Source organism: Pseudomonas sp. 102515 (genome assembly GCF_031085165.1).
GTDB lineage: Bacteria > Pseudomonadota > Gammaproteobacteria > Pseudomonadales > Pseudomonadaceae > Chryseomonas.
The window spans coordinates 376558-402536 of record NZ_JAVHTY010000004.1 but is presented as its reverse complement, the minus strand read 5'-3'; the positions used below and the strand labels follow the sequence as shown (position 1 = coordinate 402536).

General features: G+C 65.1%; 22 protein-coding genes, 1 tRNA gene and 1 pseudogene. 15 read left to right on the top strand and 9 right to left on the bottom strand.

The window, feature by feature from the left end; genetic code table 11:
• Window positions 1-9 precede the first annotated feature (9 nt).
• Window positions 10-1368: a glutamine synthetase family protein gene (locus RCF34_RS17450; protein WP_133861332.1), complete on the bottom strand. Its 1359-nt coding sequence runs from the start codon at window positions 1366-1368 to the stop codon at window positions 10-12.
• 34 nt (window positions 1369-1402) lie between these two features.
• Entirely contained in the window at window positions 1403-2152 is a 750-nt protein-coding gene (locus tag RCF34_RS17445; RefSeq protein ID WP_308709303.1) for a gamma-glutamyl-gamma-aminobutyrate hydrolase family protein, read from the bottom strand.
• 406 nt (window positions 2153-2558) lie between these two features.
• Here RCF34_RS17445 and RCF34_RS17440 point away from each other — a divergent pair, with 406 nt between their 5' ends.
• Window positions 2559-3935 carry a glutamine synthetase family protein gene (locus RCF34_RS17440; RefSeq protein ID WP_133861334.1) on the top strand — a complete coding sequence of 459 codons (1377 nt, stop codon included), beginning with the start codon at window positions 2559-2561 and terminating at the stop codon, window positions 3933-3935.
• A 140-nt stretch (window positions 3936-4075) separates the two neighbouring features.
• Window positions 4076-5173, top strand: coding sequence for an agmatine deiminase (aguA, locus tag RCF34_RS17435; protein WP_308709302.1), 1098 nt, complete (start codon window positions 4076-4078; stop codon window positions 5171-5173).
• Between the two features lie 60 nt (window positions 5174-5233).
• Here the strand turns inward: aguA and RCF34_RS17430 are convergent, their stop codons facing one another.
• From RCF34_RS17430 to desA, 3 genes are all read right to left on the bottom strand, one after another.
• Window positions 5234-6613, bottom strand: coding sequence for an OprD family porin (locus tag RCF34_RS17430; RefSeq protein WP_308709301.1), 1380 nt, complete (start codon window positions 6611-6613; stop codon window positions 5234-5236).
• Window positions 6614-7391: 778 nt separating this feature from the next.
• Window positions 7392-8369: a sensor domain-containing diguanylate cyclase gene (locus RCF34_RS17425; RefSeq protein WP_308709300.1), complete on the bottom strand. Its 978-nt coding sequence runs from the start codon at window positions 8367-8369 to the stop codon at window positions 7392-7394.
• 113 nt (window positions 8370-8482) lie between these two features.
• Window positions 8483-9676 (bottom strand): delta-9 fatty acid desaturase DesA, encoded by a 1194-nt coding sequence (gene desA / locus RCF34_RS17420; protein WP_308709299.1) that lies wholly within the window; start codon window positions 9674-9676, stop codon window positions 8483-8485.
• A gap of 250 nt (window positions 9677-9926) precedes the next feature.
• On the opposite strand from desA, the gene oscA reads away from it, so the two are divergent.
• The 6 genes from oscA to RCF34_RS17390 all read left to right on the top strand — a co-directional run bounded on the left by oscA (window position 9927) and on the right by RCF34_RS17390 (window position 15656).
• The gene (oscA, locus tag RCF34_RS17415; protein ID WP_308709298.1) at window positions 9927-10112 is read left to right on the top strand and encodes a sulfur starvation response protein OscA; all 186 of its coding nucleotides are present in this window, start codon (window positions 9927-9929) and stop codon (window positions 10110-10112) included.
• A 77-nt stretch (window positions 10113-10189) separates the two neighbouring features.
• The gene (locus RCF34_RS17410; RefSeq protein WP_308709297.1) at window positions 10190-11191 is read left to right on the top strand and encodes a sulfate ABC transporter substrate-binding protein; all 1002 of its coding nucleotides are present in this window, start codon (window positions 10190-10192) and stop codon (window positions 11189-11191) included.
• A 106-nt stretch (window positions 11192-11297) separates the two neighbouring features.
• Entirely contained in the window at window positions 11298-12110 is an 813-nt protein-coding gene (cysT, locus tag RCF34_RS17405; protein ID WP_308709295.1) for a sulfate ABC transporter permease subunit CysT, read from the top strand.
• Between the two features lie 19 nt (window positions 12111-12129).
• A complete protein-coding gene (gene cysW / locus RCF34_RS17400; RefSeq protein WP_374941211.1) occupies window positions 12130-12987 on the top strand; it encodes a sulfate ABC transporter permease subunit CysW in 858 nt (285 codons plus the stop codon).
• 6 nt (window positions 12988-12993) lie between these two features.
• A complete protein-coding gene (locus tag RCF34_RS17395) occupies window positions 12994-13962 on the top strand; it encodes a sulfate ABC transporter ATP-binding protein (RefSeq protein ID WP_308709293.1) in 969 nt (322 codons plus the stop codon).
• 143 nt (window positions 13963-14105) lie between these two features.
• Entirely contained in the window at window positions 14106-15656 is a 1551-nt protein-coding gene (locus RCF34_RS17390; protein ID WP_308709292.1) for a methyl-accepting chemotaxis protein, read from the top strand.
• Window positions 15657-15882: 226 nt separating this feature from the next.
• Here RCF34_RS17390 and RCF34_RS17385 read toward each other — a convergent pair.
• The 3 genes and pseudogenes from RCF34_RS17385 to gabD form a co-directional block, all read right to left on the bottom strand.
• Window positions 15883-16848: pseudogene (locus RCF34_RS17385) on the bottom strand (HDOD domain-containing protein); the annotation flags it as partial.
• A gap of 113 nt (window positions 16849-16961) precedes the next feature.
• A complete protein-coding gene (gabT, locus tag RCF34_RS17380; RefSeq protein WP_308709291.1) occupies window positions 16962-18242 on the bottom strand; it encodes a 4-aminobutyrate--2-oxoglutarate transaminase in 1281 nt (426 codons plus the stop codon).
• 221 nt (window positions 18243-18463) lie between these two features.
• Window positions 18464-19912, bottom strand: a complete 1449-nt coding sequence (gene gabD, locus RCF34_RS17375; protein ID WP_308709290.1) for an NADP-dependent succinate-semialdehyde dehydrogenase — start codon at window positions 19910-19912, stop codon at window positions 18464-18466.
• Between the two features lie 341 nt (window positions 19913-20253).
• Here gabD and RCF34_RS17370 point away from each other — a divergent pair.
• From RCF34_RS17370 to sugE, 4 genes are all read left to right on the top strand, one after another.
• Window positions 20254-20330: transfer RNA gene (locus RCF34_RS17370), tRNA-Arg, on the top strand.
• 252 nt (window positions 20331-20582) lie between these two features.
• Window positions 20583-20813 carry a hypothetical protein gene (locus RCF34_RS17365; protein WP_308709289.1) on the top strand — a complete coding sequence of 77 codons (231 nt, stop codon included), beginning with the start codon at window positions 20583-20585 and terminating at the stop codon, window positions 20811-20813.
• A gap of 112 nt (window positions 20814-20925) precedes the next feature.
• Entirely contained in the window at window positions 20926-21312 is a 387-nt protein-coding gene (locus tag RCF34_RS17360; protein WP_308709288.1) for a hypothetical protein, read from the top strand.
• A gap of 178 nt (window positions 21313-21490) precedes the next feature.
• The gene (sugE, locus tag RCF34_RS17355; RefSeq protein ID WP_158896176.1) at window positions 21491-21808 is read left to right on the top strand and encodes a quaternary ammonium compound efflux SMR transporter SugE; all 318 of its coding nucleotides are present in this window, start codon (window positions 21491-21493) and stop codon (window positions 21806-21808) included.
• 10 nt (window positions 21809-21818) lie between these two features.
• Here sugE and RCF34_RS17350 read toward each other — a convergent pair whose 3' ends face one another.
• The gene (locus tag RCF34_RS17350; RefSeq protein ID WP_308709287.1) at window positions 21819-22289 is read right to left on the bottom strand and encodes a hypothetical protein; all 471 of its coding nucleotides are present in this window, start codon (window positions 22287-22289) and stop codon (window positions 21819-21821) included.
• A 28-nt stretch (window positions 22290-22317) separates the two neighbouring features.
• Here RCF34_RS17350 and RCF34_RS17345 point away from each other — a divergent pair, with 28 nt between their 5' ends.
• The 3 genes from RCF34_RS17345 (at window position 22318) to RCF34_RS17335 (ending at window position 25875) form a co-directional block, all read left to right on the top strand.
• Window positions 22318-23478 carry a PQQ-dependent sugar dehydrogenase gene (locus tag RCF34_RS17345; RefSeq protein ID WP_308709286.1) on the top strand — a complete coding sequence of 387 codons (1161 nt, stop codon included), beginning with the start codon at window positions 22318-22320 and terminating at the stop codon, window positions 23476-23478.
• 315 nt (window positions 23479-23793) lie between these two features.
• On the top strand, window positions 23794-24867 hold the full coding sequence (locus RCF34_RS17340) for a saccharopine dehydrogenase C-terminal domain-containing protein (protein ID WP_308709285.1): 1074 nt from the start codon (window positions 23794-23796) through the stop codon (window positions 24865-24867).
• Window positions 24868-24933: 66 nt separating this feature from the next.
• Entirely contained in the window at window positions 24934-25875 is a 942-nt protein-coding gene (locus RCF34_RS17335; protein ID WP_308709284.1) for a Gfo/Idh/MocA family oxidoreductase, read from the top strand.
• Window positions 25876-25979: the final 104 nt, after the last annotated feature.

Genomic DNA, 25979 nt, shown 5'->3' with positions numbered 1-25979 from the left:
TGATCGCGGTCAGACGCTGAGCAGCAGGAATTCCCGCTCCCAGGAGCTGATCACGCGCTTGTAGTTCTCGTGCTCGGCGCGCTTCACCGCGACGTAGCCGCGGGTGAAACGACTCCCCAGATAGCGTTCCAGGGTGGCCGACTGCTCCATGCGCTCCAGGGCGGCTTCCAGGGTCAGCGGCAGGCGCAGGTTGCGGCGTTCGTAGCCACGCCCCTGCACCGGGGCGCTGGGCGAGACATTCTCGATCATGCCCAGATAGCCACATAGCAGGCTGGCCGCCAGGGCCAGGTAGGGGTTGGCATCGGCACCCGCCAGGCGATTCTCCACCCGGCGATTCTGTGGATCGGAATCCGGCACGCGTAGACCCACGGTGCGGTTCTCCTCGCCCCACTCCACGTTGACCGGCGCCGAGGTGTCGGGCAGGAAGCGGCGGAAGGAATTCACATTGGGCGCGAACAGCGGCAGCGCCTCGGGAATGTATTTCTGCAGGCCACCGATGTGGTGCAGGAAGAGCTCGCTCATGCTGCCATCGGGGTTGGAAAACACCGTCTTGCCGGTCTTGAGATCCACCACGCTCTGGTGCAGGTGCATGGCGCTGCCCGGCTCGCCGGTCATGGGCTTGGCCATGAAGGTGGCGGTGACGTTGTGCTTGAGCGCCGCCTCGCGCAGGGTGCGCTTGAAGACGAAGATCTGGTCGGCCAGATGCAGCGGATCGCCGTGGCGGAAGTTGATCTCCATCTGGGCGGTGCCTTCCTCGTGGATCAGGGTATCCAGATCCAGCGCCTGGGCCTCGCACCAGTCGTACATGTCTTCGAACAGCGGATCGAATTCGTTGGCCGCATCGATGGAAAAGGACTGGCGCCCGGTTTCCTGGCGCCCGGAGCGGCCTACCGGCGGCTGCAGCGGATAGTCGGGGTCGTCGCTGCGCTTGGTCAGGTAGAACTCCATTTCCGGCGCGACGATGGGCTGCCAGCCGTGCTCGGCATAGAGCTTGAGCACCTTCTTGAGCAGGTTGCGCGGCGACAGCTCGATGGGAATGCCGCGCTTGTCGTAGGTGTCGTGGATCACCAGGGCGGTGGGTTCCAGTGCCCAGGGCACCAGGAACACCGCGCGATCATCCGGGCGACAGTGCATGTCGATGTCGGCCGGATCGAGCAACTCGTAGTAGATGTCGTCGTCGACATAGTCCCCGGTCACGCTCTGCAGGAGCACGCTCTCCGGCAGGCGCATGCCCTTTTCGTTGAGAAACTTGGCGGTGGGGGAAATCTTGCCGCGGGCGATGCCGGTCAGATCGGCGACCAGGCATTCCACTTCAGTGATCTTGCGTTCTTTCAACCAGGCGGTAAGCCGGTCAAGCGGGGTGCTCATAAGGACCTCGAAGGTTCGAGCGGGGTGAACAGCATCAGCGCTCGGCAGCGCGCGCCTCGCAGGCCTTGCCGAACGCCTTGAACAAGGCGAGATAGACCGGGTGACTGCGCACCTTCCATTCCGGGTGCCACTGCACGCCACAGGCGAAGGCGCGGGCCTCGCGGACCGAGACGGCTTCGATCAGGCCGTCAGGCGCCAGTGCTTCGGCGCGCAATCCCGGTGCCAGGCGATCGATACCCTGGCCATGGATGGAATTCACGTCGAAGCGTGCCGGCAGCTCCAGCGCCTCGAACAGGCCACCCGGCTGGACCTCGACCGGATGGTGCAGCCCATAGTGCTCCTCCAGGGTCTCGCCGCGCTCGCGGTGGTCCATGAGGGAATCGACCTCGTGCACCTTCTGGTGCAGGCTGCCGCCAAAGGCCACGTTCATTTCCTGGAAGCCGCGGCAGATGCCCAGCACCGGCACGCCCGCCGCCACGGCGGCGCGCAACAGCGGCAGGGTCACGGCATCGCGGGCCGCGTCGTGCAGGGTACCGGGCTCGCTGGGCGTGCCCTGGTAGTGCCGGGGCTCGACGTTGGATGGCGAACCGGTGAACAGCAAGCCGTCCAGGCGCTCCAGTAGCGCCTCGGTGGCGATGAGATCGGCCAGGGCCGGAATCACCAGCGGCATGCCCCCGGCCCCCTCCACCACCGCGCGCAGATACTTGTCGCCGGCGATGTGAAAGGGATGCAGGCCTAGTTGCCTGGTACAGGCTGTGACACCTACGAGGGGCAGCGCGGACATGGGACACCGGGTTGAACAGGAATCATCCGAGCCTAGTCTTGTTCGTTATTTTTCACAACCACCGGCAAAAAGTTTCGAGATTCTGCACAGAAGCGGCGAAACAGAGGCGTTCTCGCGCCTCCGAATGCGCCAAAAACAGGCACCTGCGCACCACCCCTGAGCAGGGTTGCCTCCAGTTGACTTTGGTCCGCCTTTCGGATTGACTCCAGGGTGGTAACTCCGCTGATTGATATTTTTAACAGGGGCGCTGACAAAGCGTCGGAGCGCAGGCGAGACCGTACTCTCAGGTCGCTGTCGGATCGACAGCGGGCACTCGTGCCCTCACTGCGGTTGGCCCACTGGGCAAACAGGCGCATCAGGCGCTAACCGTTTTGTCGAGCGCAGCCAAAAGCAAAGGTGTTTCATCATGTCGGTACCCCCGCGTGCCGTTCGTTTGGATGAAGCGACCGACTTCCTCAGGGAGCACCCTGAGGTCCAGTTCGTCGATCTTCTGATTGCGGATATGAATGGCGTGGTGCGTGGCAAACGCATCGAGCGCACCAATCTGCCCAAAGTCTTCGAGAAAGGAATCAACCTCCCCGCTTCGCTGTTCGCCCTCGACATCACCGGCTCCACCGTCGAAAGCACCGGTCTCGGGCTCGACATCGGCGACGCCGACCGCGTCTGCTTCCCCATCACCGACACCCTCTCCATGGAGCCCTGGCAGAAGCGCCCCACCGCGCAGCTGCTGATGACCATGCACGAGATGGAAGGCGAGCCCTTCTTCGCCGATCCCCGCGAGGTCCTGCGGCAGGTCGTCCAGCGCTTCGACGAGCTCGGACTCACCGTCTGCGCCGCCTTCGAGCTGGAGTTCTATCTGATCGATCAGGAGAACATCAACGGCCGCCCGCAACCGCCGCGCTCGCCCATTTCCGGCAAGCGTCCCCAGTCGGTCCAGGTCTACTCCATGGATGATTTGGACGAGTACGCGGACTGCCTGCAGGACATCATCGACGGCGCCCGTGCCCAGGGCATTCCGGCCGACGCCATCGTCGCCGAATCGGCTCCGGCGCAATTCGAGGTCAACCTCAATCACGTCGCCGACCCGATCAAGGCCTGCGACTACGCCGTGCTGCTCAAGCGCCTGATCAAGAACGTCGCCTATGACCATGAGATGGACACCACCTTCATGGCCAAGCCCTACCCGGGCCAGGCGGGCAACGGCCTGCACGTACATATTTCCCTGCTGGACAAGGACGGCCGCAACATCTTCGCCGGCGAGGATCCCGAGCAGAACGCCGCATTGCGTCATGCCATCGGCGGTGTGCTCGAGACCCTACCCGCTTGCATGGCCTTCCTCTGCCCCAACGTGAACAGCTACCGCCGCTTCGGCTCGCAGTTCTTCGTGCCCAACGCGCCGAGCTGGGGCCTGGACAACCGCACCACCGCCCTGCGCGTTCCCACCGGCACGCCGGAAGCCCACCGCATCGAGCATCGGGTAGCCGGCGCCGACGCCAACCCCTACCTGCTGCTGGCCGGCGTCCTGGCCGGCGTGCACCATGGCCTGACCCGGCAGATCGAACCCGGCCCGGTCACCGAGGGCAACTCCTACGAGCAGCACGAGCAGAGCCTGCCGAACAACCTGCGCGATGCTTTGCGCTACCTGGACGACAGCTCGGTGATGGCGGAGTACATCGACCCGAAGTACATCGACATCTTCGTCGCCTGCAAGGAACACGAGCTGGAGGAGTTCGAGCACTCCATCTCCGACCTCGAGTACAACTGGTACCTGCACACCGTGTAGCGCCAGCCTGCCGACCGGTCCCGCACCGGTCGGCGGCTGCTCTGCGGTACCGGAGGCGCCCTGCGCGTGTTCACGCCCGAGGCGCCCTTTCAATCCTTCCCCTTATCAGCCAACGAAGACTCTGGACGGAGAGCCTCGCCATGACCATCCTCACCACGCCGCGTGCCGACGGCTTCCACATGCCGGCCGAATGGGCCGACCAGCGCCAGATCTGGATGGTCTGGCCGGAGCGCCCGGACAACTGGCGCCTGGGCGGCAAGCCCGCCCAGGCCGCCTTCACCGCAGTCGCCCAGGCCATTGCCCGTTTCGAGCCGGTGACCATTGGCGCCTCGGCGAATCAGTACGAGAATGCCCGTGCCCGCCTGCAGCACCCGAACATCCGGGTGGTGGAAATCAGCAATGACGACGCCTGGTGTCGCGACACCGGCCCGACCTTCGTCAGCGACGGCCAGGGTGGCGTGCGCGGTGTGGACTGGCGCTTCAATGCCTGGGGCGGCCTGGATGGCGGCCTCTACTTCCCCTGGCAGCGCGATGACCAGGTCGCTGGCAAGATCCTCGCGATCGAGAATCTGCCGGGCTATCGCACCCCGGACTTCGTCCTCGAAGGCGGCTCCATCCACGTCGATGGCGAAGGCACCCTGATCACCACCGAGGAATGCCTGCTCAACGCCAATCGCAATCCGCATCTGGATCGCGAAACGATCGAGCGCTATCTGAGCGACTACCTGGCGGTGGACAAGGTCATCTGGCTGCCCCAGGGTCTCTACAACGACGAGACCAACGGCCACGTGGACAACTTCTGCTGCTACGTGCGTCCGGGCGAGGTGCTGCTGAGCTGGTGCGAGGACCAGGCCGATCCCAACTACAGCCGCTGCCGCGAGGCGCTGGCCGTACTTGAGCGCGAAACCGATGCCCGTGGCCGCACCTTCAAGGTGCATCGGATCATCACCCCGGGACCGCTGTTTGCCAGCGAAGAAGAATGTCGTGACGTGGATGCCTGCCTCGGCACCCAGCCACGCCGGGCCGGCGAGCGGCTGGCTGCCTCCTACGTCAACTTCCTGATCGTCAACGGCGGCATCATCGCCCCGACCTTCGGCGTTCCCGAGGACGCCGAGGCCCTGCGCACGCTGCAGGCCTGCTTCCCGGAGCACGAGGTGGTACAGGTTCCCGGCCGCGAGATCCTGCTCGGCGGTGGCAACATCCACTGCATCACCCAGCAGCAGCCGACCGGTCGCTGATTTCCGGCGGAAACGAAAAAGCCCGTCTTGCGACGGGCTTTTCTTTGACCTGGAAGCGGCTTAGAGCAGCGGCAGGGTGTAGCTGACGATGAAGCGGTTTTCGTCCTGATCGCGCTGACCCGGGACGCCCTGAGTGCTGGCAGCCGGGAGGTCGGAGCGCAGCGAAGCGTTACGCCAGGTGAAGCCCAGACCTTTCAGCTGACCTTCTGGAATGACATAGCTCAGTGTCAGGTCGCGTTCCCACTCCATGTAGTCACCGTTGCGGGTGCTGATGTTGTCGCCGTACTGGTAGATGATACCGGCAGTCAGACCCTTCATACCCAGCTGACCGAAGTCATAGGAGTAGCGAGCTTGCCAGGTGTCCTCACCGGAGCGGGCGAACTTGTTGATCTGCAGGTCGGTGATGATGTAGGCGGAAGAGCCATCACCCTGGTTCAGGAAGGGGAAATCGCTGTCGCCATTGCTACCCTGATAACCGGCGCCAAAGGTATGGCCCTTGATCGAGTAGGTGAACAGGGCGCTGTACAGACGGTTGTCGACTTCGCCACGGGTGACAGCGCCAGTGGCGGTACGGCCGTAGTAGCCGCTAGAGGCGTAGAGCGCACCCTGGGTATCGGCATTCTTGTTGGCGCCATCGCCATTGCTGTCGAAGTAGCGCAGATCGGTCTTGAAGGTACCTTCGCCCAGCTTGACGCTGTGGGTCAGACCCAGGAAGTGCTGGCTGTAAAAATCTTCCAGCTGACCGAAGTAGTACTGCAGCGTCAGGTCCTTGGTGACCTTGTAGTCCGCACCGGCGAAACGGAACTGGTTGCTGTCACGCGCGGTGGCACCACTGTTGGAGCCCGCGATGGACATTTCTTCGTAGTTGCTGGAAGCACGGCCCTTGACGTGTTCGATCTGACCGGCAGTCAGAGTCACGTCCTTGATTTCCTTGGAGGTCACCTGACCGCCCAGGAAGGTCTGCGGCACGATACGACCGTCGTTGAAGGTGATGACCGGAAGCTTGGGCATCAGGGTGCCGTAGCGCAGTTCGGTCTGGGAGATCTTCATCTTGGCGGTAGCGCCAACGGTGCTGAATTCGTCGACGGAGCTGCCGTCGGTTTCACGCGGGAACATGGTGCCCGGCTGGTTGGAGCCGTCGGTCTTGCCGGCACGGCCACCACCGTCCAGGCGCAGGCCCAGCATGCCGATCGCGTCGACGCCGAAGCCAACGGTGCCTTGGGTGAAGCCAGACTGATAGTTGAGCAGGAAGCCCTGACCCCATTCCCGGTTGGTCGACGGGTTGGCGGTGCCATTGCGGTTGTCGAGGTTCTCGTAGAAGTTGCGCAGGCTCAGGGTTGCTTTGCTGTCTTCGATGAAGCCGGCAGCGTTAGCGGCGGCAATGACGGACAGGTTCAGACAGGCCGCGGAGACCGCGACCACCAGTGGCTTCTTGACCATGTGTGCTCCAGGGGTGAATCGTTGTTATGCAGCCACCAGAGGTGTCAGCGCCTGCTGGTGGTATGCCCGACGGGCCGTGCGGAAGGGAAAGCTAGAGGGCTTTTGTTTCAATTTGGAGAATTATCCCGGGCCTGGTCGACTTTTGAGTTGCGACTTCCAGCACAGGGTCCCTGCCACCGTCTTCCACGTTGCGAAAGCTAATTGCAAAAAAGCATTTCGTCTAGCGATACCTGGTTGAAAACCCGCCCTGTGGTCTTCCCCTTTGACTGTTCGGTCATGGCCTGAGGGAACCCGCGCTGCCTACGCCTATGGAAGGGTTCGCCTTTTCCTGGGAAGACACCGTCCAAATCGGCACACCCCAAGACTCTAGGACGGGCCTCTCGAGGTGCTGGCTCAGCCTTTAAAACCGGCCAGTCTCAGCACCAACAATGCAGGATCAGAAGGAATTCCCTACCTATTTCAAGGACTTGTAATTTTTGCGACCGCTCTTTCAGCCGATTTTCCCTGGAGACGACGCTTCTCGCCCGTCATGACGCACCAGTGCCCCGCTGCAGGGCGGCCCTGCCCAGTCGGTCGCGCAGGAAAATTCTTTTCAATCGGCGTAGGACCGCCACTTCAGCAAGGACGGCCAACAGGACAAGAAGAGGAGATCGGCTGCAGGCCGGGTTGACAGGGAAGCCACGGGTGCAGAGGACCGAGTGAGATGGCGTGACAGCGGTTGACGCAACCGCGAGCCAAGCCGCCCGAGCGGTCATCGGCGCGGCCTGGCTAGGGGTATTCAGCCCTGGACGACCTGATCCTTGCCCTGGCGCTTGGCGCGGTACATGGCTTCGTCCGCCCGTACATAAAGGGTGTCGAGGGATTCATCGCCCTCTCGCAGCACGGTGACCCCCTGACTGATGGTGACCTTCAACGGGCCCTCGGCGCTGGGTACCGCCAACTGCCGCACGGCGCGCTGCAGGCGCCCGCCGATCTGCAGTGCCAGGTCGCTGTCGCAACCTGGTAGCAGCAGGGCGAATTCTTCACCGCCGATACGGCCGAACAGATCGCCCCGGCGGGTGGTCTGGGCACCACATTCGGCAACACGCTGTAACACTTGATCACCCATCTGGTGACCGAAGCGGTCGTTGATCTTCTTGAAATCGTCGATGTCGAGCAGCAGGAAGGCCAGGGGCTCGCCTTCGTTCTGGGCGAATTCGAAGGCGCGCTGGGCACTCTCGAAGAAGTGCCGACGGTTGCTACTGCGGGTCAGGACGTCGGTGGTGGCGAGCCGTTGCAGCTCCTCCTCCATGCGCTTCTTGTCAGTAATGTCTTCGGCGATGCCCACCACCAGCAGCGGCATGCCGGCCTCGCTGCGCTGACTGACGAAGCATTTGTCGCTGAGCCAGCGGATCTCGCCGTCGGCGCGGATGATGCGGTACTCGCGCGATTCCACGGCGCCCTGCTCGATCACCTGTTCCAGGGTGCGCTGGGCGTATTCCAGATCGTCGGGATAGATGTTGTTGAGCCAGGTGCTGTAGTCGCTCAATACCAGGGACTGGGAGCGACCGAAGATCTGTTCGTAGGCGGGGCTGACATAGATGATCTGGCGAGTGCGCCAGTCCAGGGCCCAGAGCACCGCGTTGACGCTTTCCAGCAGCGCACTGAACAGTTGCTCCCGGTCACGCAGGCGATCTGCCTCGGCCCGCGAATGCAGGAGAGCCAGCAGGTTCTCTTCCGGAGTGGGAAGAGCAGACAGAGAGGGTTGTTCATCCATATACACATGCGCCTACGCGGGGTCCTGAGGGAGTTAGAGACAGCTGAAACCAGCCTGGTTCAATCCCCGCATAGGGCAGCCCACCGCTTCGGTAGGCTTTTGTGAAGCCTTTCTCAGGCGGTTCCACCCGGTCGCAGGGAATACGTTTTCAGCTGCTCGGCGAATTCGCGCAGGGACTGGATACCGCTGGCTTCGGCCTCGCCGATCCATTGCCGGGTCGCGGCCAGCATGTCATGGCCATTGGCACTGGTACGGGCCCAGATCTGTTGCAACGCCAGGCGCTTTTCATAGATCAGCTTCAAGGCCTGGCTGTGCTCGAGCAGTTCGTCGATGCGTACCTGATGGCGCGCCTTGAGCAGACTGGTCTCCCGCGCCAGCAGGCCTCGCGCGCGGCGGAACAGCGGACGCTGGGAGGGCGCCGCACTGCCCCGCTCCTGCCGCAGTAGCGGGCCGATCACCTGCTTGCGGTACTGGGCCATGATCTGGAAGCGGTTGTTGAGGATGGCCATGGCGGTGTCCATGTCCAGTTGCCCCTTGCCTTCGATGCGATGGGCGATCGGGGCGACGCGGTTGACCTTGGCCAGGCGCAGCCAGGTGAACAGCTTGATCCAGGCCCAGCCCATGTCGAATTCCCAGCGCTTGACCGACAGCTTGGCGGAGTTGGGATAGGTATGGTGATTGTTGTGCAGCTCTTCTCCCCCGATGACGATGCCCCAGGGGATGAGGTTGGTGGCGGCATCGCGGCACTCGAAGTTGCGATAGCCCACGGCATGGCCCAGGCCATTGACCACACCTGCGGCCCAGAAGGGAATCCATACCATCTGCACGGCCCAGACGGTGAGACCCAGGGCGCCGAACAGGGCGATGTCGATCAGCAGCAACAGCACGACACCCATGTTACGGGTGCGCGGATTGGAGTAGAGCTTGCGCTCGATCCAGTCGTCCGGGCAGTTCTTGCCGTAGATGCGCAGGGTATCGGCGTTGTTCGCCTCGGCCTTGTACAGCTCGGCGCCGCGCCGCACCACGGTGGCGAGGCCCTTGTGCACCGGGCTGTGCGGGTCCTCTTCGGTTTCGCACTTGGCGTGGTGCTTGCGGTGGATGGCGGTCCATTCGCGGGTGTTCATCGCCGTGGTCAGCCACAGCCAGAAGCGGAAGGCGTGCCTGAGCGCGGGATGCAGCTCCAGCGAACGGTGGGCGGAGTAGCGATGCAGGTAGACGGTGACACTGACAATGGTCAGGTGGGTCAGTACCAGGGTGACCACCACCAGTTGCCAGACCGACAGGTCAAGCAGGCCGTTGTAGCTCATGGACGCAGAGGACCTCGCACGGGTTGTATGGTGCAACTGTCACCTAAAGTTCAGTGAACAGGCGTTCGCCCATTATTGCCGGGGTAGGCGATAAATCCAGCCCTCCCTTTTGCTACACAACGTGTCCTTCACAGACTTCTAATTCTAAAATTGAATAAACAAAGCATTATTAGCAATTTTAAGAAATAAAGGTTAGCCCCCTAAGATGGCGCCACCTTCCCGCCCACCGCTGTACACGAGGACGCACACCATGAGCTCCGTTCCGTTCCGCTGCCTGGAAAACCAGGACGAAACCGCACTGCTCCGCGATATCCAGCAGGCTTTGCGCGGGCTGAGATTCGGCGCCATCGAGATCACCGTGCACAACGGGCAGGTGGTGCAGATCGAGCGCAAGGAAAAATTCCGGCCCCAGACCGGCCAAGCCAACAAGCATTGAGTTCTCGAGGTCAGCGGACGAGCGGGCAAGGCGCCCGCCAGACGGTGTCCGGCTTTCTCACATCAAGGAGCCTTTTCATGTCGATTCGCCGTTTCGCCCTGGCCGCGCTGGCCGGTGCCCTGTTCGCCACCCAGGTCCACGCCGTTGAATTGCTCAACGTGTCCTACGATCCGACCCGCGAGCTCTACCAGCAGTACAACGCCGCCTTCGCCAAGCACTGGAAGACCGAGACCGGTGAAGATGTGACCATCAAGAATTCCCACGGTGGCTCCGGCAAGCAGGCGCGCTCGGTGATCGATGGCCTGCAGGCCGACGTGGTGACCCTGGCGCTGTCCGGCGACATCGACGCCCTCAATCTGCACCAGCAGCTGGTCGACCCGAATTGGCAGAAGCGTCTGGCGGACAACAGCACCCCCTACACCTCGACCATCGTCTTCCTGGTGCGCAAGGGCAATCCCAAGGGCATCAAGGACTGGGACGACCTGGTGAAGAAGGATGTCCAAGTCATCACCCCCAATCCCAAGACCTCCGGCGGTGCCCGCTGGAACTTCCTCGCCGCCTGGGCCTATGCCAAGGCCAAGTACGGCAGCGATGCCGAGGCGCTCAAGTTCGTCACCGAACTCTATCGCCATGCCCCGGTACTGGATACCGGCGCGCGCGGTGCCACCATCAGCTTCGTGCAGCGCCAGCTGGGCGACGTGCTGATCGCCTGGGAGAACGAAGCCTATCTGTCCCTGAAGGAAGAAGGCGGCGACCAGCTGGAGATCGTCACCCCGTCGCTGTCGATCCTGGCCGAGCCGCCGGTGGCCGTGGTGGACAAGGTGGTCGACAAGAAGGGCACGCGCAAGCAGGCCGAGGCCTATCTGCAATACCTGTACAGCCCCGAGGGCCAGCGCATCGCCGCGCAGAACTTCTATCGTCCCCGCGATGCCAAGGTGGCGGCGGAATTCAAGGATCAGTTCAAGCCGGTCAAGCTGGTGACCATCGACCAGGAATTCGGCGGCTGGAAAGAGGCGCAGCCCAAGTACTTCGCCGACGGCGGCGTGTTCGACAAGATCTTCGCCGACATCAACAAATAGCACCCCGGCCGGGACGGCTCACGCTGACCGGCCCGGAACAGGTATCGTTTTACCCCTCTGCGCCCTGGCGAATGCATCGCCGGGGCGCCTTGCAGAAGGACGTCTCATGTCTCGCCGTCTCTCCCCGGTCATACCCGGCTTCGGGTTGACCCTGGGATTCTCCCTGACCTACCTCGCGCTGATCGTACTGATCCCACTGGGCGCCATGTTCCTCCATGCCAGCCAGCTGACCCTCGGGCAGTTCTGGTCGCTGATCACCGGGCGCCAGGTGCTGGCCGCGCTGCAGCTGTCCTTTGGCACGGCCCTGCTCGCCGCCCTGGTCAACGGCATCCTCGGCACCCTGCTGGCCTGGGTACTGGTGCGCTACGAGTTTCCCGGGCGCAAGCTGATCGATGCCATGGTCGACCTGCCCTTCGCCCTGCCCACCGCGGTGGCCGGCATCGCCCTGACCGCGCTCTATGCGCCCAACGGCCTGATCGGCTCGCTGTTTCCCTTCAAGATCGCCTATACCCCGATCGGCATCACCCTGGCACTGATCTTCGTCACCCTGCCCTTCGTGGTGCGCACCCTGCAGCCGGTGCTGGCGGACATCCCCAAGGAGATCGAGGAAGCCGCCACCTGCCTGGGTGCCCGCCCCTGGCAGGTGTTTCGCTACGTGCTGGTGCCGACCCTGCTGCCCGCCTGGCTGACCGGCTTCGCCCTGGCCTTCGCCCGCGGCGTGGGCGAGTACGGTTCGGTGGTGTTCATCGCCGGCAACATCCCGTTCAAGACCGAGATCCTGCCGCTGCTCATCGTTTCCAAGCTGGACCAGTACGACTACACCGGTGCCACTGGCATCGGCGTGTTCATGCTGCTGGTGTCCTTTGTCATGCTGCTGCTGATCAACATCCTGCAGCGCCGCATCCAGCCCAACATCTAAGGACGACCGCATGAGCCTCATGACTTCGACCAAGGCCGATGCGCGCGCCATCAAGCAGCGCACCCCGGTGGCCATCGCGCTGATCGCCAGCGCCTGGCTGATCTTCCTACTGGTCCTGGTGCTGCCGCTGTACATGGTGCTGAGCCAGGGCCTGGCCAACGGCATCGGCGCCTTCTGGGACGCCATCAGCGAACCGGATGCGATCTCGGCGCTCAAGCTGACGCTGTTCGCCACCGCCATCTCGGTGCCCCTCAACCTGGCCTTCGGCCTCGCCGCGGCCTGGTGCGTCACCAAGTTCGAGTTCACCGGCAAGAGTCTGCTGATCACCCTGATCGACCTGCCCTTCTCGGTCTCGCCGGTGATCGCCGGTCTCATCTATGTGCTGCTGTTCGGCGCCCAGGGGCTGATGGGCCCCTATCTGCAGAGCGTCGATGTGCAGATCGTCTTCGCCGTGCCCGGCATCGTGCTGGCGACGATCTTCGTCACCTTTCCCTATGTGGCCCGCGAACTGATCCCGCTGATGCAGGAACAGGGTACCCAGGAAGAAGAAGCGGCACGCCTGCTGGGCGCCAGCGGCTGGCAACTGTTCTGGCACGTGACCCTGCCCAACGTGAAATGGGCGCTGATCTATGGCGTGGTGCTCTGCACCGCGCGGGCCATGGGCGAGTTCGGTGCGGTGTCGGTGGTCTCCGGCCATATCCGCGGCCTGACCAACACCCTGCCGCTGCACATCGAGATTCTCTACAACGAGTACAACATCGTCGCCGCCTTCAGCGTGGCGATCCTGCTGCTGATGATGGCCCTGGTGATCCTGCTGCTGCGGCAGTGGAGCGAGAGTCGCCTGAGCCGCCAACTGCAGCACCGTGACGAGGAATAAGGCGCCATGAGTATCGAGATCCAGGGTATCAACAAGAGGTTTGGCGCCTTCCAGGCGCTCAAGGACATCAACCTGCACATCGAGAGTGGCGAGCTGGTCGCCCTGCTCGGCCCCTCGGGCTGCGGCAAGACCACCCTGCTGCGCATCATCGCCGGCCTGGAAGCGCCGGATACCGGCAATATCGGCTTCCATGGCGAAGACGTCTCCGGGCGTGACGTGCGCGATCGCAACGTCGGCTTCGTTTTCCAGCATTACGCGCTGTTCCGCCACATGACGGTGTTCGACAACGTGGCCTTCGGTCTGCGCATGAAGCCGCGCCGCGAGCGGCCGAGCGAGGCGCAGATCGCCAGCAAGGTGCACGAGCTGCTGAACATGGTGCAGCTCGACTGGCTGGCCGATCGCTATCCCGAGCAACTCTCCGGCGGTCAGCGCCAGCGCATCGCCCTGGCCCGCGCCCTGGCGGTGGAGCCCAAGATACTGCTGCTCGACGAACCCTTCGGCGCCCTGGATGCCAAGGTGCGCAAGGAGCTGCGCCGCTGGCTGGCACGGCTGCACGAAGAGATCCACCTGACCTCGGTGTTCGTCACCCACGACCAGGAAGAAGCCATGGAGGTGGCCGACCGCATCGTGGTGATGAACAAGGGCCAGATCGAGCAGGTCGGTTCGCCCGCCGAGGTCTACGAACAGCCGGCGAGCGACTTCGTCTATCACTTCCTCGGTGACTCCAACCGCCTGGCCCTGGGCGAGCAGGAGGTACTGTTCCGTCCGCACGAGGTGGAGCTGGAGCGCGAGCCGCGAGCGGGTTATCACGCCGCCGAAGTGCGCGACATCCGGCCGCTGGGCGCCACCACCCGGGTTACCCTGAGGGTGCCGGAGCAGGCCGAGGTGATCGAGGTGGAGCTGGTCAAGGATCACCCGGTGCTGGCCGGTCTGCAACGAGGTGCGCCACTGCATTTCCTGCCGCGTACGCCCTGAGTCCGCCGCAGGCGGCTAAGACCAAAGTCTTAGCCGCCTGGACCAGACAGCGGTTGCAACCTCCGGAAAGCGGGCTCCATGATCGACGAAGCTGACACCCGTCACACTTCGTCCTCAATCGAGCAGAATAACAAGGAGGTCGCATGCCCAGGCGCTGGCCCGTCGTGTTGTCGCTTCACCTGGCCGTCCTCGTGGCCACGCTGCTGCTCTGGCAGTGGCTGGCGCTACCCATCGCCGCCGGCATGGGCCTGGTGCTCGCCGCTGCCCTCTGGCCCTGGTTGCTGCTGCGCAGGCTCACAGCGCCGCCCGCTCCCAGCCAGTCCTTCGACGAGCTGACCAGCGATCTCTCGCGCAGCACGGCGCGCAACGCCGTGGCCATCGCCGGCGTGGCCTTTGCCGCCCAGCAACTGGCGGCCCGGGTGCAATCCCAAGCCAGCACGGCGGCGCAGATCTCCAGCAGCGCCACGTCCCTTACCCAGACCGAGCATGACAGCGCCGGCAGCGCCCGCCAGGCCCTGGCGGTGGCGCAGCAGGTGCACCAGCGTAGCGAGGCCGGGCGGGAAGCCCTGAATGCGGCGATCGCCGCCATTCGCGCCCTCAGCGAGCACGCCCGCCAGAGCCGCGAACTGATCGCCGGCCTGAGTGCCCGTACCGACAAGATCCAGCAGGTCACCGAGGTCATCCAGGGTATCGCCAGCCAGACCAACCTGCTGGCGCTCAATGCCGCCATCGAGGCTGCGCGCGCCGGAGAACACGGTCGCGGCTTCGCGGTGGTCGCCGACGAGGTCCGGGGCCTGGCGGCGCGGACCTCCAGCGCGACCGGCGAGGTGGGGGTGATCGTCGCCGACATCAGCCAGCAGACCGACGCCGTGGTGGCGCAGATCCAGCAACTGGCCCAGGCGCTGGACGACGGCGTGCGCCAGGTCGAACGCACCGGCGAAGGCCTGCAGGAGATCGCCCAGCTGGCGCAGACCGCCGAACGCCAGGCCGCGGACATCGCCCAGGGCACCTCGGCCAATCTCGCCCAGCTGGAAAGCCTGGCCCAGGCGGTGGAACAGGTGCACAGCGATCTGGCCGACAGCGAGCGCCAGACCAGCCGGCTCAGCAGCGCCGCCGACGAACTGGTGGACATGGCCGAGGCCAGCAGCGAACGCCTGGCCGAGGTCGGCCTGGACAGCTATCACCAGCGCATCTTCGAACTGGCGCGCCAGGGTGCGGATGCCATCGGCCAGCGCTTCGAGGAAGACCTGGCTGCCGGGCGCATCACCCAGGACGCCCTCTTCGACCGCCAGTACCAGCCCGTGCCCGGCAGTCAGCCGCCCAAGTACCGCACCCGTTTCGACAGCTATACCGATGGCGTGCTACCGGCGATCCAGGAGCCGCTGCTGGACCAGCATCCCGGCCTGGTCTTCGCCATCGCCTGTACGCCGGAAGGCTATGTGCCCACCCACAACCGCACCTTCGCCCAGGCACCCACCGGCGACGTGGCGGTGGATACGGCCCGCAGTCGCAGCAAGCGCCTCTTCAGCGATCGCACCGGCAAGCGCTGCGGCAGCCATCAGCGCCGCCTGCTCTTGCAGACCTACATGAGAGACACCGGCGAGGTGATGCACGACCTTTCGGTGCCGATCCTGGTGAACGGCCGGCACTGGGGCGGCCTGCGCCTGGGCTATCGCCCCGACAGCGCACGCTAACCCAGCTTGAGCTGGGCGACCGCCAGTTGCCAGACGGCGGCCTCCAGACCGAGCATGCGCCCGGCCTTGTGCTCGAGCAGGGTGTCGAGGGACTCGCCGGAGCGGGGTTCGCCGCCTGCGCCGCCAGGTGCAGGATCAGCGACGGCTTGGGCAGCACGCCGTGCAGGCTGTGCACCGCGGCCACCAGCTCGTGCAACTCCAATGGCAGCCGCCAGTGCCGCTGCAATTCCGCGGAAAACTCCAGGCTGTAGCTCAGCAGCGCGCGCTCCAGCGCGGCCTCATCGAGGGCGCCACCCCCGTCGCACCAGCGCTGCACGCCTTGCAGCACCGCCAGTTCACCCAAGCGATGCAGCAGGCCGGCGGTATAGCAGCGCTCGGCATCTTCGCGCACATAGCGCAGCGCCAGCAGCCGGGCGCAGTCGGCGGCGCGCTGGGCCAGGCGCAGATAGCCCTCGGCGCGTCCGGCCAGCAGCGGCTCGGCCAGGCGGGTCGCCCGCCGCAGGCTCAGGCCCAGGACCAGATTGAGGGTGAAGCCGACGCCCAGCCGCGGCAGGGCCTGGCTGAGGGTCTGGCAGGATTGGCCGACGCGCTGGGACGCGCTGTTGGCCGCCGCGATCAGGGTCGCCGTGACCAGGGGATCCTGGCCGAATTCGGTTTCCAGCTCCCCCAGGCTGCAGCTCTTGCTCTCACGACAGCGCTCGATGATGGCCGGCAGATCGGCGAATAGCGGCACGGCATCGATTTCGGCGGCCATGCGCTGCAGATGATCGTCCAGGGAGCCCAGGGCCGCGGCACTGGCCGCCTGAGAGGCGTCTCCCGCGGGCGGCAACAGACTGCGCAGACGGCGCAACACCTCTTCCGCCGCATAGGGTTTGACCAGATAGGCGGTGGGCGCCAGGCGCAGGGCGGCGCGCACATAGGTGGCATCGGAATGGTCGGACAGCAGGATCACCGGCTGCAGCGGCTGGGCACCGCGCTGGCGGATGCGGCGCAGCAGATCGAGTCCATCGCAATCGGCCGGTCGCTCGACGATGATCAGCGCGCATCTCTTGCGCTGATCCAGTTCGGCGAGGGCCTGATAGCCATGGCCGTATTCATGCACCAGAGCATCGGCACGCACGGCCAGCACCAGCGACTTGAGCAGGTCACGGGTCCAGGGATTGGCGTCGACGATGAGTATCAGGGGCGGCATCCCAACCCACTCCTGCTTGAGGAAAGCGAAGCGGCGGATGATGTGTCAAAGCGAACTTAATGCCAAGCGCGTCACAGAAAAACCGCCCTCTGCGAGGGCGGTTTGGTCAGGACTCAGGCCAATTCGGCAAAGCACTCGCCGATAATGGCTAAGCCGCGATCCAGCTCTTCGTCGCTGGCGGTCAGCGGCACGAGAATGCGCAGCACGTTGCCGTAGCTGCCGCAGCTGAGCAGGATCAGGCCCTTCTGGCGCGCCCGGACCACGATCTGGCTGGTCAGATCGGCATCGGGCTGCTCGATGTCGCCCCCCTTGCCCAGCTCCATGGCGATCATGGCGCCCAGGCCACGGACGTCGCAGATCTGCGCGTGTTTGGCGGCCAGTTCGCGCAGACCGGCGGTGAGGCGTTCACCCACGGCCTTGGAGCGGTCCAGCAGCTTCTCTTCTTCGAAGGTCTCGATCACCGCCAGGGCCGCGGCGCAGGCGATGGGGCTGCCGGCATAGGTGCCGCCCAGGCCACCGGGGGTGACGGCATCCATCACCGTGGCGCGACCGGTCACGCCCGACAGCGGGAAGCCACCGGCGATGGACTTGGCGAAGGTCACCAGGTCGGCGTCGACGCCCATCTGCTCCATGGCGAAGAAGGTCCCGGTACGGCCGGCGCCGGACTGGACTTCATCGGCGATCAGGAGGATGCCGTGGGTGTCGCACAACTTGCGCAGGCGCTCCATGAAGTCCTTGGGCGCGGCATAGAAACCACCTTCGCCCTGTACCGGCTCGAGGATGATGGCCGCGATGTCGCCAGGGGCCGCATCGTTCTTGAAGATGCGCTCGACGCTGGCGATGGCGTCATCGACGCTGATGCCGTGCAGTTCGCAGGGATAGAGCGCGCGATAGACGCCGCCGGGCATCAAGCCCATGCCGGCCGAATAGGGCGCGACCTTGCCGGTCAGCGACAGGGTCATCATGGTGCGGCCGTGGTAGGCGCTGGAGAAGGCGATGACGCCGGCGCGCTGGGTGGCGGCGCGGGCGATCTTGACTGCGTTCTCCACGGCCTCGGAGCCGGAGTTGAACAGCGCGGTCTTCTTGGGGAAATTGCCCGGCACCAGTTCGTTGAGCTTTTCGCAGACCTCGACATAGGGCTCGTAGGCCAGCACCTGGAAGCAGGTGTGGGAGACCTTGGTCAGCTGTTCCTGCACGGCCGCCACCACGCGCGGATGCAGATGGCCGGTGTTGAGCACGGCGATGCCGCCGGCGAAGTCCAGAAACTCGTTGCCCTCGACGTCCCAGACCTTGGCGTTCTCCGCGCGGGCGACGAAGATCGGGTGGGTCTGGCCGACGCCACGGGCGACGGCGGCGCTGCGGCGGTGCATCAGGGAATCATTGGTGTGGCTCATTGCAGTCCTCGATGGCCGCTCATCGTGGCGGCCGGCTACGGGAAAGGCGCGGACCGGATTCCGGGCAGCATACGATGATCGACTGCCAACGGCCCGGCGTCCGCGCCGGGGGATACGTTGAAGCGGGCCAGCCCTGTTGGGCTTCGACGGTGGAGACGTCTCAGCCCAACCTACGGGTGTTGGTAGGTTGGGTCGAGCGCAGCGAAGCCCAACGGACGGGATCAGACGCCCAGGCAGAGATACTTGATCTCCAGGTATTCCTCGATGCCGTACTTGGAGCCTTCACGGCCCAGGCCCGAGGCCTTGACGCCACCGAAGGGGGCGACCTCGTTGGAGATCAGGCCGGTGTTGATGCCGACCATGCCGTACTCCAGCGCCTCGGCCACGCGGAACACGCGGGACAGGTCGCGGGCATAGAAGTAGGAGGCCAGGCCGAATTCGGTGTCGTTGGCCAGCTCGATGACCTCGGCCTCGTCCTTGAAGCGGAACAGCGGCGCCAGCGGGCCGAAGGTCTCTTCCTTGGACACCTTGGCGCTCTTGGGCACGTCGGCCAGGATGGTCGGCTCGAAGTAGCTGCCACCGTTGGCGTGGGCCTTGCCGCCGGCGATGACCTTGGCGCCCTGGCTCACGGCGTCGTCGATGTGCTCCTTTACCTTGGCCGCGGCCTTGGCGTCGATCAGCGGGCCGATGGTGACGCCCTCTTCCAGGCCATTGCCGACCTTGAGCTTGGCCACCGCGGCCTTGAATTTCTCGGCGAAGGCGTCGTACACGCCGTCCTGGATATAGAGGCGGTTGACGCAGACGCAGGTCTGCCCGGCATTGCGGTACTTGGAGGCGATGGCGCCTTCCACGGCCTTGTCCAGGTCAGCGTCATCGAAGACGATGAAGGGCGCGTTGCCGCCCAGCTCCAGCGACAGCTTCTTGATGGTGGGCGCGCTCTGCTCCATCAGCTTGGCACCGATCTCGGTGGAGCCGGTAAAGGAGATCTTGCGCACGATGGGGCTTTCGGTCAGCTCGGCGCCGATCTCGGCGGCGGAACCGGTGACCACGCTCAGCACGCCCTTGGGAATGCCGGCGCGCTCGGCCAGTTCGACCAGGGCCAGGGCCGAGTACGGGGTCTGGCTGGCGGGCTTGATCACCATGGTGCAACCGGCGGCCAGGGCCGGACCGGCCTTGCGGGTGATCATCGCGGTGGGAAAATTCCACGGCGTGATGGCGGCGGTGACGCCGATGGGCTGCTTGATCACCAGGATGCGCTTGTCGGCCTGGTGGCCGGGGATGGTGTCGCCATAGATGCGCTTGGCTTCCTCGGCGAACCATTCGATGAAGGAGGCAGCATAGGCGATCTCGCCCTTGGCCTCGGCCAGCGGCTTGCCCTGCTCCAGGGTCATCAGCCGGCCCAGGTCATCCTGGTTCTCGATCATCAGCTCGTACCAGCGCCGCAGCTTGGCCGAACGCTCCTTGGCGGTCAGCGCACGCCAGGCCGGCAGGGCGCGGTTGGCGGCGTCGATGGCGCGCTTGGTCTCGGCGCGGCCGAGCTTGGGAATGGTGCCCAGGGTCTCGCCGGTGGCCGGGTTGTCCACGGTGACGGTGGCACCGCTGTCGGCGTCGATCCAGGCACCGTCGACATAGGCTTGCTGGCGAAACAGGGAAGCGTCTTTGAGCTGCATTACGGTCTCCTTGGCTGAAAGGGCCGGAAGCAAGGGCATGACACCCCTGCGCCTGCGATAGGGTCAGGCCTGGAAACGCTGGCATCGCCACCGTTCAGTGCCCGCTCGAGCAACGTCCGAACCGCTATGGCGTTCGAAATATTGAACGCATCCTAGGAGAATATTGAACCCCCGCGCAAGAGCGCCGGAGCGGTTTTCGCGCGGCCCTCCTCCTTGTTTATGCAGCCCTCGCCACGTCCCGCGAAACAGTCGTTCAAAATCAACAACATCGTGCATCCGGGCATGGACGGTCGGGGGCAAGATGAGTATGATGGCGACCGATTCAGCGTCACCGAATCGCTGCACTCGTAGCTCAGCTGGATAGAGTACTGCCCTCCGAAGGCAGGGGTCGTGGGTTCGAATCCCGCCGAGTGCGCCATCTCCCGTTCACCGTCGCGTGAACCTCAACAAAGCCCGCCATCGCGCGGGCTTTGCTGTTTCTGGTGGTTTCTCATGGTCTTGCTGAGATGTGAAGACCGTTCGTGACGGGAGTTCGCCAGATCGCCGGCGTAATTTGTCTGACCATTATCACTACCACCCCTGCGATTCTGATCTAAGCTCTGCTCCCTAGACCCGCTCAACCAGCCGGCCGGATGCCGATACCCTGGTGATCAACCCGCAAGGACGCCTCATGAGATACCTCCTGACCAGCTCGGTCACCCTCTTTCTCGCCGCTCCGCTCCTGACCGAAGACACCGCCCTGGCTCAGGCCGGCCATGCCATTCGTCCAGGGATAGAGGCAGCCGCGCACTCCCTGAATCTGTCGCTGCTGCAGAGCAGCGCGGTGGGCAGAGGCCCGGTGGCCGACGAGGCGCGGCTGCAGCTGGTGGCGCTGGAGCGGCAAGCGCGGCGGGACGACTAGGAACAGGGTCGCCTCAAGGCGTTTGCCAAGGCCCGGCGTAGAGCCCTGCTTGAACGAAGCGCCCGCCCTAGGCTCTCAAGGTCTCCACTACGGCCACCCCGAGGAGACCTGGATGAAATCCCTGATTCCCCTGTTGCTGCTGCCCCTCGCCTTGGGCGCCTGTACCCGCGAGCCGATTCGCCAGAACGATCTCGGTTTGCCGAGCTGCAATCTGCACCAGCAGCGTGAACTTCCGGGCGAGCTGAGCGGCGCCATCACCGATCCGCGGCAGGCACATGTCTCGCTGCGCGCCAATGTGCTCTTGGCGGATGTGAGCACGGCGCGCAAGGCGCGGCGGATCGATCAGGAACAGGCGACCGCCTTCAGCGAGCGCATCGCCGCGGTGCGCAGCCAGACCGATGACCTGGTCAGGCAGCAGGGCTTTCTCAGCGCGGCCGAGCGAGCCAGTTTCGATCGGGAATTCGACAGAATCGCCACGCAGATCTGCCAGCCGCGCTAGCGGTTGGTGGATAGCGCCTGCCAGGTCGGGTCGAAAGGCGCGGCCATGAACGGCTAGGATAAGGGGGCCGATCAGGCGGCGAGGGAGCTTGCTGCCCTTTTTCTCTTGGCCCACGGGGACGACCCCGCCGATCGGTGGGCAGCGTTCCGGGACGGCCCGGTGCCACAGGAGGCCGTCGTTGGCTTGGTTCTATCTGGTGTGCGCGGGACTGCTCGAAGTGGTCTGGGCGTTCTACATGAAGCAGTCCGCGGGCTTCACCCGCCTCACGCCAACGATCATCACCGGGGTCGCCATGGTGGCCAGCGTGGCGCTGCTGTCGATCTCCATGCGCAGCCTGCCGCTGGGCACCGCCTATACGATCTGGACCGGTATCGGCGCGATCGGTGCGTTCATGGTCGGCATCCTGGTCTTGGGCGAGGCGGCGAGTCCGCTGCGCATCCTGGCCGCCGCGCTGATCGTCAGCGGGCTGGTGCTGATGAAGCTGACCTCGTCCTGAGCGTCCTTCCCTAGCGCGGGATCACCGAGCGCGCCAGCCAGATGAACAGCAGCCCGCCGAGCAGCCCACCCACGGCCATCGCCAGCAGCCCCTCCAGGGTGCGCGTGGCATAGATGAGCACCGGCATGGGCGCGAAGGCGTCGATCGAGCGGATGGCGGCGATCAGGCTGAGGCTGCTGGCCAGCGGCAGCAGGCAGGCGCGATAGGCACCACCGTGACGACCGAGCCAGAGGGCCGCGGCAAAGGCTGGTAACCAGGCGGCGAGCACGATCACGGCATAGACGGGTCCGAAGCCCAGCAGATCCTCCAGCGAGGTCCGCCAGCGGGTGACCAGGTCGATCGGCTGGCCGAGTCCCTGGAGGGCGGCCAGGTTGTACTGGGTCTGCACCAGGCTACCCCAGGCGGTGGTCAGCAGCAGGGCCGCGGCGAACGCCAGCAGGGTACGCGCTCGCAACAGGGCGCGCCAGAGCGGTTGAGGCATGGTCGGATGATCCCTTGGAGAGAAGCAGATGCTAGCGAAAGCGGGTACCCGGAACAGACCTCAAGCGTTACCTAAAGCTTCCGGCCGCTGGGCCTGGCTGGCATGGCTGGCCCTGCTGGCGGCGCCGCTGGTATTGGCGGCGCCGGCCTATCGGATCGAGACGGTGGCGACCGGGCTGGACCGCCCTTGGTCGCTGGCCTTCCTGCCCGATGGCCGGGCGCTCCTGGCGGAGGGTGCCGGGCGCTTGCGTCTGCTGGTGCCGGACGGAGACGGCCGCCTCAGGCTACAGGCGCAGGCCCTGGACGGACTACCCGACCTGTACAACGAAGGCCAGGCCGGTCTGTTCGAGGTGCTGCCGGACCCGGATTTCGCTCGCAACCCGCTGATCTATCTCTCCTATGCGACAGGCACGCGCCAGGCCAATCACCTCAGGGTGGTACGCGCACGGCTGAATGGCGGACGCCTGCAGGACGTCCAGCCATTGTTCACCAGCCAGCCGGCCAAGGCCTTCGGGCAGCACTTCGGGGCGCGGATGGCCTGGCTTGGAGACGGCACCCTGGCCATCGCCCTGGGTGACGGCAACGTGGAGCGCACCGATGCCCAGCGACTGGATACCCATCTAGGCAAGATCGTGCGCATCACCCGCGACGGCCAGGTGCCGGCGGACAATCCCTTCCTCGATCGTCCTGGCGCCTTGCCGGAGATCTACAGCCTCGGCCATCGCAATCCCCAGGGCCTGGTCTGGGTGGCCGAACGGCAGGCACTGTACGAGCACGAGCACGGCTCCAAGGGCGGCGACGAACTCAATCTGATCCGCAGCGGTGCCAACTACGGCTGGCCGCTGACCACCGGCGGCGTGGACTACACCGGCGCGCGCATCTCGCCCTTTCGGGATTTGCCGGGCATCACCCCGCCCCTGCTGGAGTGGACGCCCTCCATCGCACCCGCCGGCCTGACCTGGTACGACGGCCAGGGCTTTCCCGCCTGGCGCGGCAGCCTGTTCGTGGCGGCGCTGCGAGAGAAATCGGTGCGGCGGATACCGCTGGTGAACGGCCTGCCCGGCCCGCAAGAGCTCTTGTTCCGGGAGCTGAACCAGCGTCTGCGTGACGTGCGCAGCGGACCGGACGGCAATCTCTGGCTGCTCACCGATGGTGAGGACGGTCAGCTGTTGCGGGTGGTGCCGGGGTAGGGAGTGAGTACAGCCGTGGTGCCGATCCTATACAGCGCCGGTCGCGGCCATGCCGGTGCGCGGTAGGTTGGGTCGAGCGCAGCGAGGCCCAACATCGCATCGGGGCTCGCCATGTTGGGCTTCGACGATAGGGCCGTCCTACGGAGACATCGATAGCCTGTTGGGCCGGCAACTCGGGTTAGCCACGACACGTCTCGTCGAAACGACGAAAAGCATGACGATCCGTCAAATAAAGCGCAACGATTCGACGCTCTGACGCTCACATCTGGCAGCGCCGCTTTCTAAGCTGGAGCCTCAACCACGGAGGATCCCGCCATGAAAGTCACCCTGCTCGGCGCCGGCCATATCGGCTACACCATTTCGCAATTGCTGCACGCCAGTGGCGACTACCAGGTGATGGTGGCGGATCGTGACGAACGGGCCCTGGCAGCCATCGCTGCCTTGGGCGTGCAGACCCGCACCCTGGATACCGCCGACGCCAGCGCCCTGGCCGCGGCCCTGGACGACCAGGACGTGGTGCTCAATGCCCTGCCCTACCACCTGGCGATTCCCGTGGCCCAGGCGGCCAAGGCCACCAACACCCACTATTTCGACCTGACCGAAGACGTCAAGGCGACCAAGACCATCCGCCAACTGGCCGAGGGCGCGAGCAATGCCTTCATGCCCCAGTGCGGTCTGGCGCCCGGCTTCATCGGTATCGCCGCCCACTCCCTGGCCAAGCGCTTCGACAGCGTGCGCGAAGTGAAGATGCGTGTCGGTGCCCTGCCGGAATTCCCCACCAATGCCCTGAAGTACAACCTGACCTGGAGCGTCGACGGCCTGGTCAACGAGTACTGCCACCCTTGCGAAGCCGTGCGTAACGGCGAGCTGCAACTGGTGCAGCCGCTGGAAGGCCTGGAGCACTTTTCCCTGGACGGCGTGGAATACGAGGCCTTCAACACCTCGGGCGGCCTGGGCACCCTCTGCGAGACCTTGCAGGGCCAAGTGGAAACCCTGGACTACAAGACCGTGCGCTATCCCGGTCACCGCGACCTGATGAAGTTCCTGCTGGAAGACCTGCGCCTGGCCGGTGACCAGGAGCAGCTCAAGAACATCCTGCGCGGCGCCGTGCCCACCACCATGCAGGACGTGGTGCTGGTGTTCGTCACCGTCAGCGGGATGCGCGGCGGCAAGCTGGTGCAGGAGGTGTTCAGCCGCAAGATCTTCGCCGCCGAGCGCGATGGTCGCCTGACCAGCGCCATCCAGATCACCACCGCCGCCGGCATCTGCACTGCCCTGGACCTGTTCCGCGAAGGCAAGCTGCCGCAGCGTGGCTTCATCGCCCAGGAACAGGTGGACATGGAGGCCTTCCTGGCCAACCGTTTCGGCAAGGCCTACCAGCCGGTCTGATCGGGGAAGCTTAGCGGCGCACGCGGGGTCCATAACGGAACAGTTGCCGTTAGAGGATCCCTCGTCATGCTCAGCGTCGCCATCGTCGGTTGCGAACAGATCCACGCCCAGGATTACCTGGATACCAGCCTGGCCGATCCGCGGGTGCGGGTGGTGGCCGTGGCCAGCGAACGGGATCCCGCTCGCGCCCGGCGCCTCGCTGCCCCTCAGGGTCTGCCGGTAGTGGATGACTTCGCCCGGTTGCCCGAGGTGGACCTGGCCTTCGTCACCACCGCCATCGAGGATCACGAGGCGGCGGTGACCACCCTGCTCCCTCGGACCCGTCATCTTTTCGTGGAAAAGCCGCTGGCCGTCTCGGCCGCCCGTGCCACCGCCCTGGCCGAGCAGCTCGCCGGACGCTCCTGCTTCAGCGGCTTCTATCTGCGCACCGACCCGGCCCTGCAGCTGTTGCGCCAGCTCGCGCGCGACGGCGCCATCGGCAGCCTCGGTCACCTGTCGCTCACCGCCGGCCACCCGGGGCTGCTGGAGGGCTGGCTCAGCGACTGGCCGGCGCACCTGGACGAGCGTCGCATGGGTTATGGCGCCTTTGGCGATCTGGCCGTGCACCTGCTGGATTTCAGCGCCTGGCTATGCGGTGAGGCCCTGACGGTCGCCCATAGCCGGCTGGACCGTGATCCGCGCTGGCCGCTGGATCATGGCGGCGAGGCCCTGCTCCAGGCCGGTGGCCTGCCGATTCATCTACGGGCCAGCGCCACCCTGCGCGGTTCGCGGCTGGCCATTCGGCTGGACGGTAGCGAGGGAACCCTGGAGCTCTCCGCGGGGCGCCTGGTGCTGCACGACGCCGAGGGACATCGGCAGGTGCTGGCCGAGGGGGTGGCCCCCGGCGTGCCCCAGGGCGCCCAGGCGGTGTTCGATCAGGTGCTCGGCCAGCCGCGGCCAGAGCTGGCCACTTTGGAAGAGGCCCTGATGGCCAATCGGCTGCTCGATGGTCTCTATGGGCGCGGTTGAAGGCGGATTCGGACGACTCGGGGCCACCTAAAGGTCGGACTGTTGGTGCCGATAGCGAGGGTATCCAGCGCAACTTGGCTGATACCCACCTCGCAGAAAGGAAG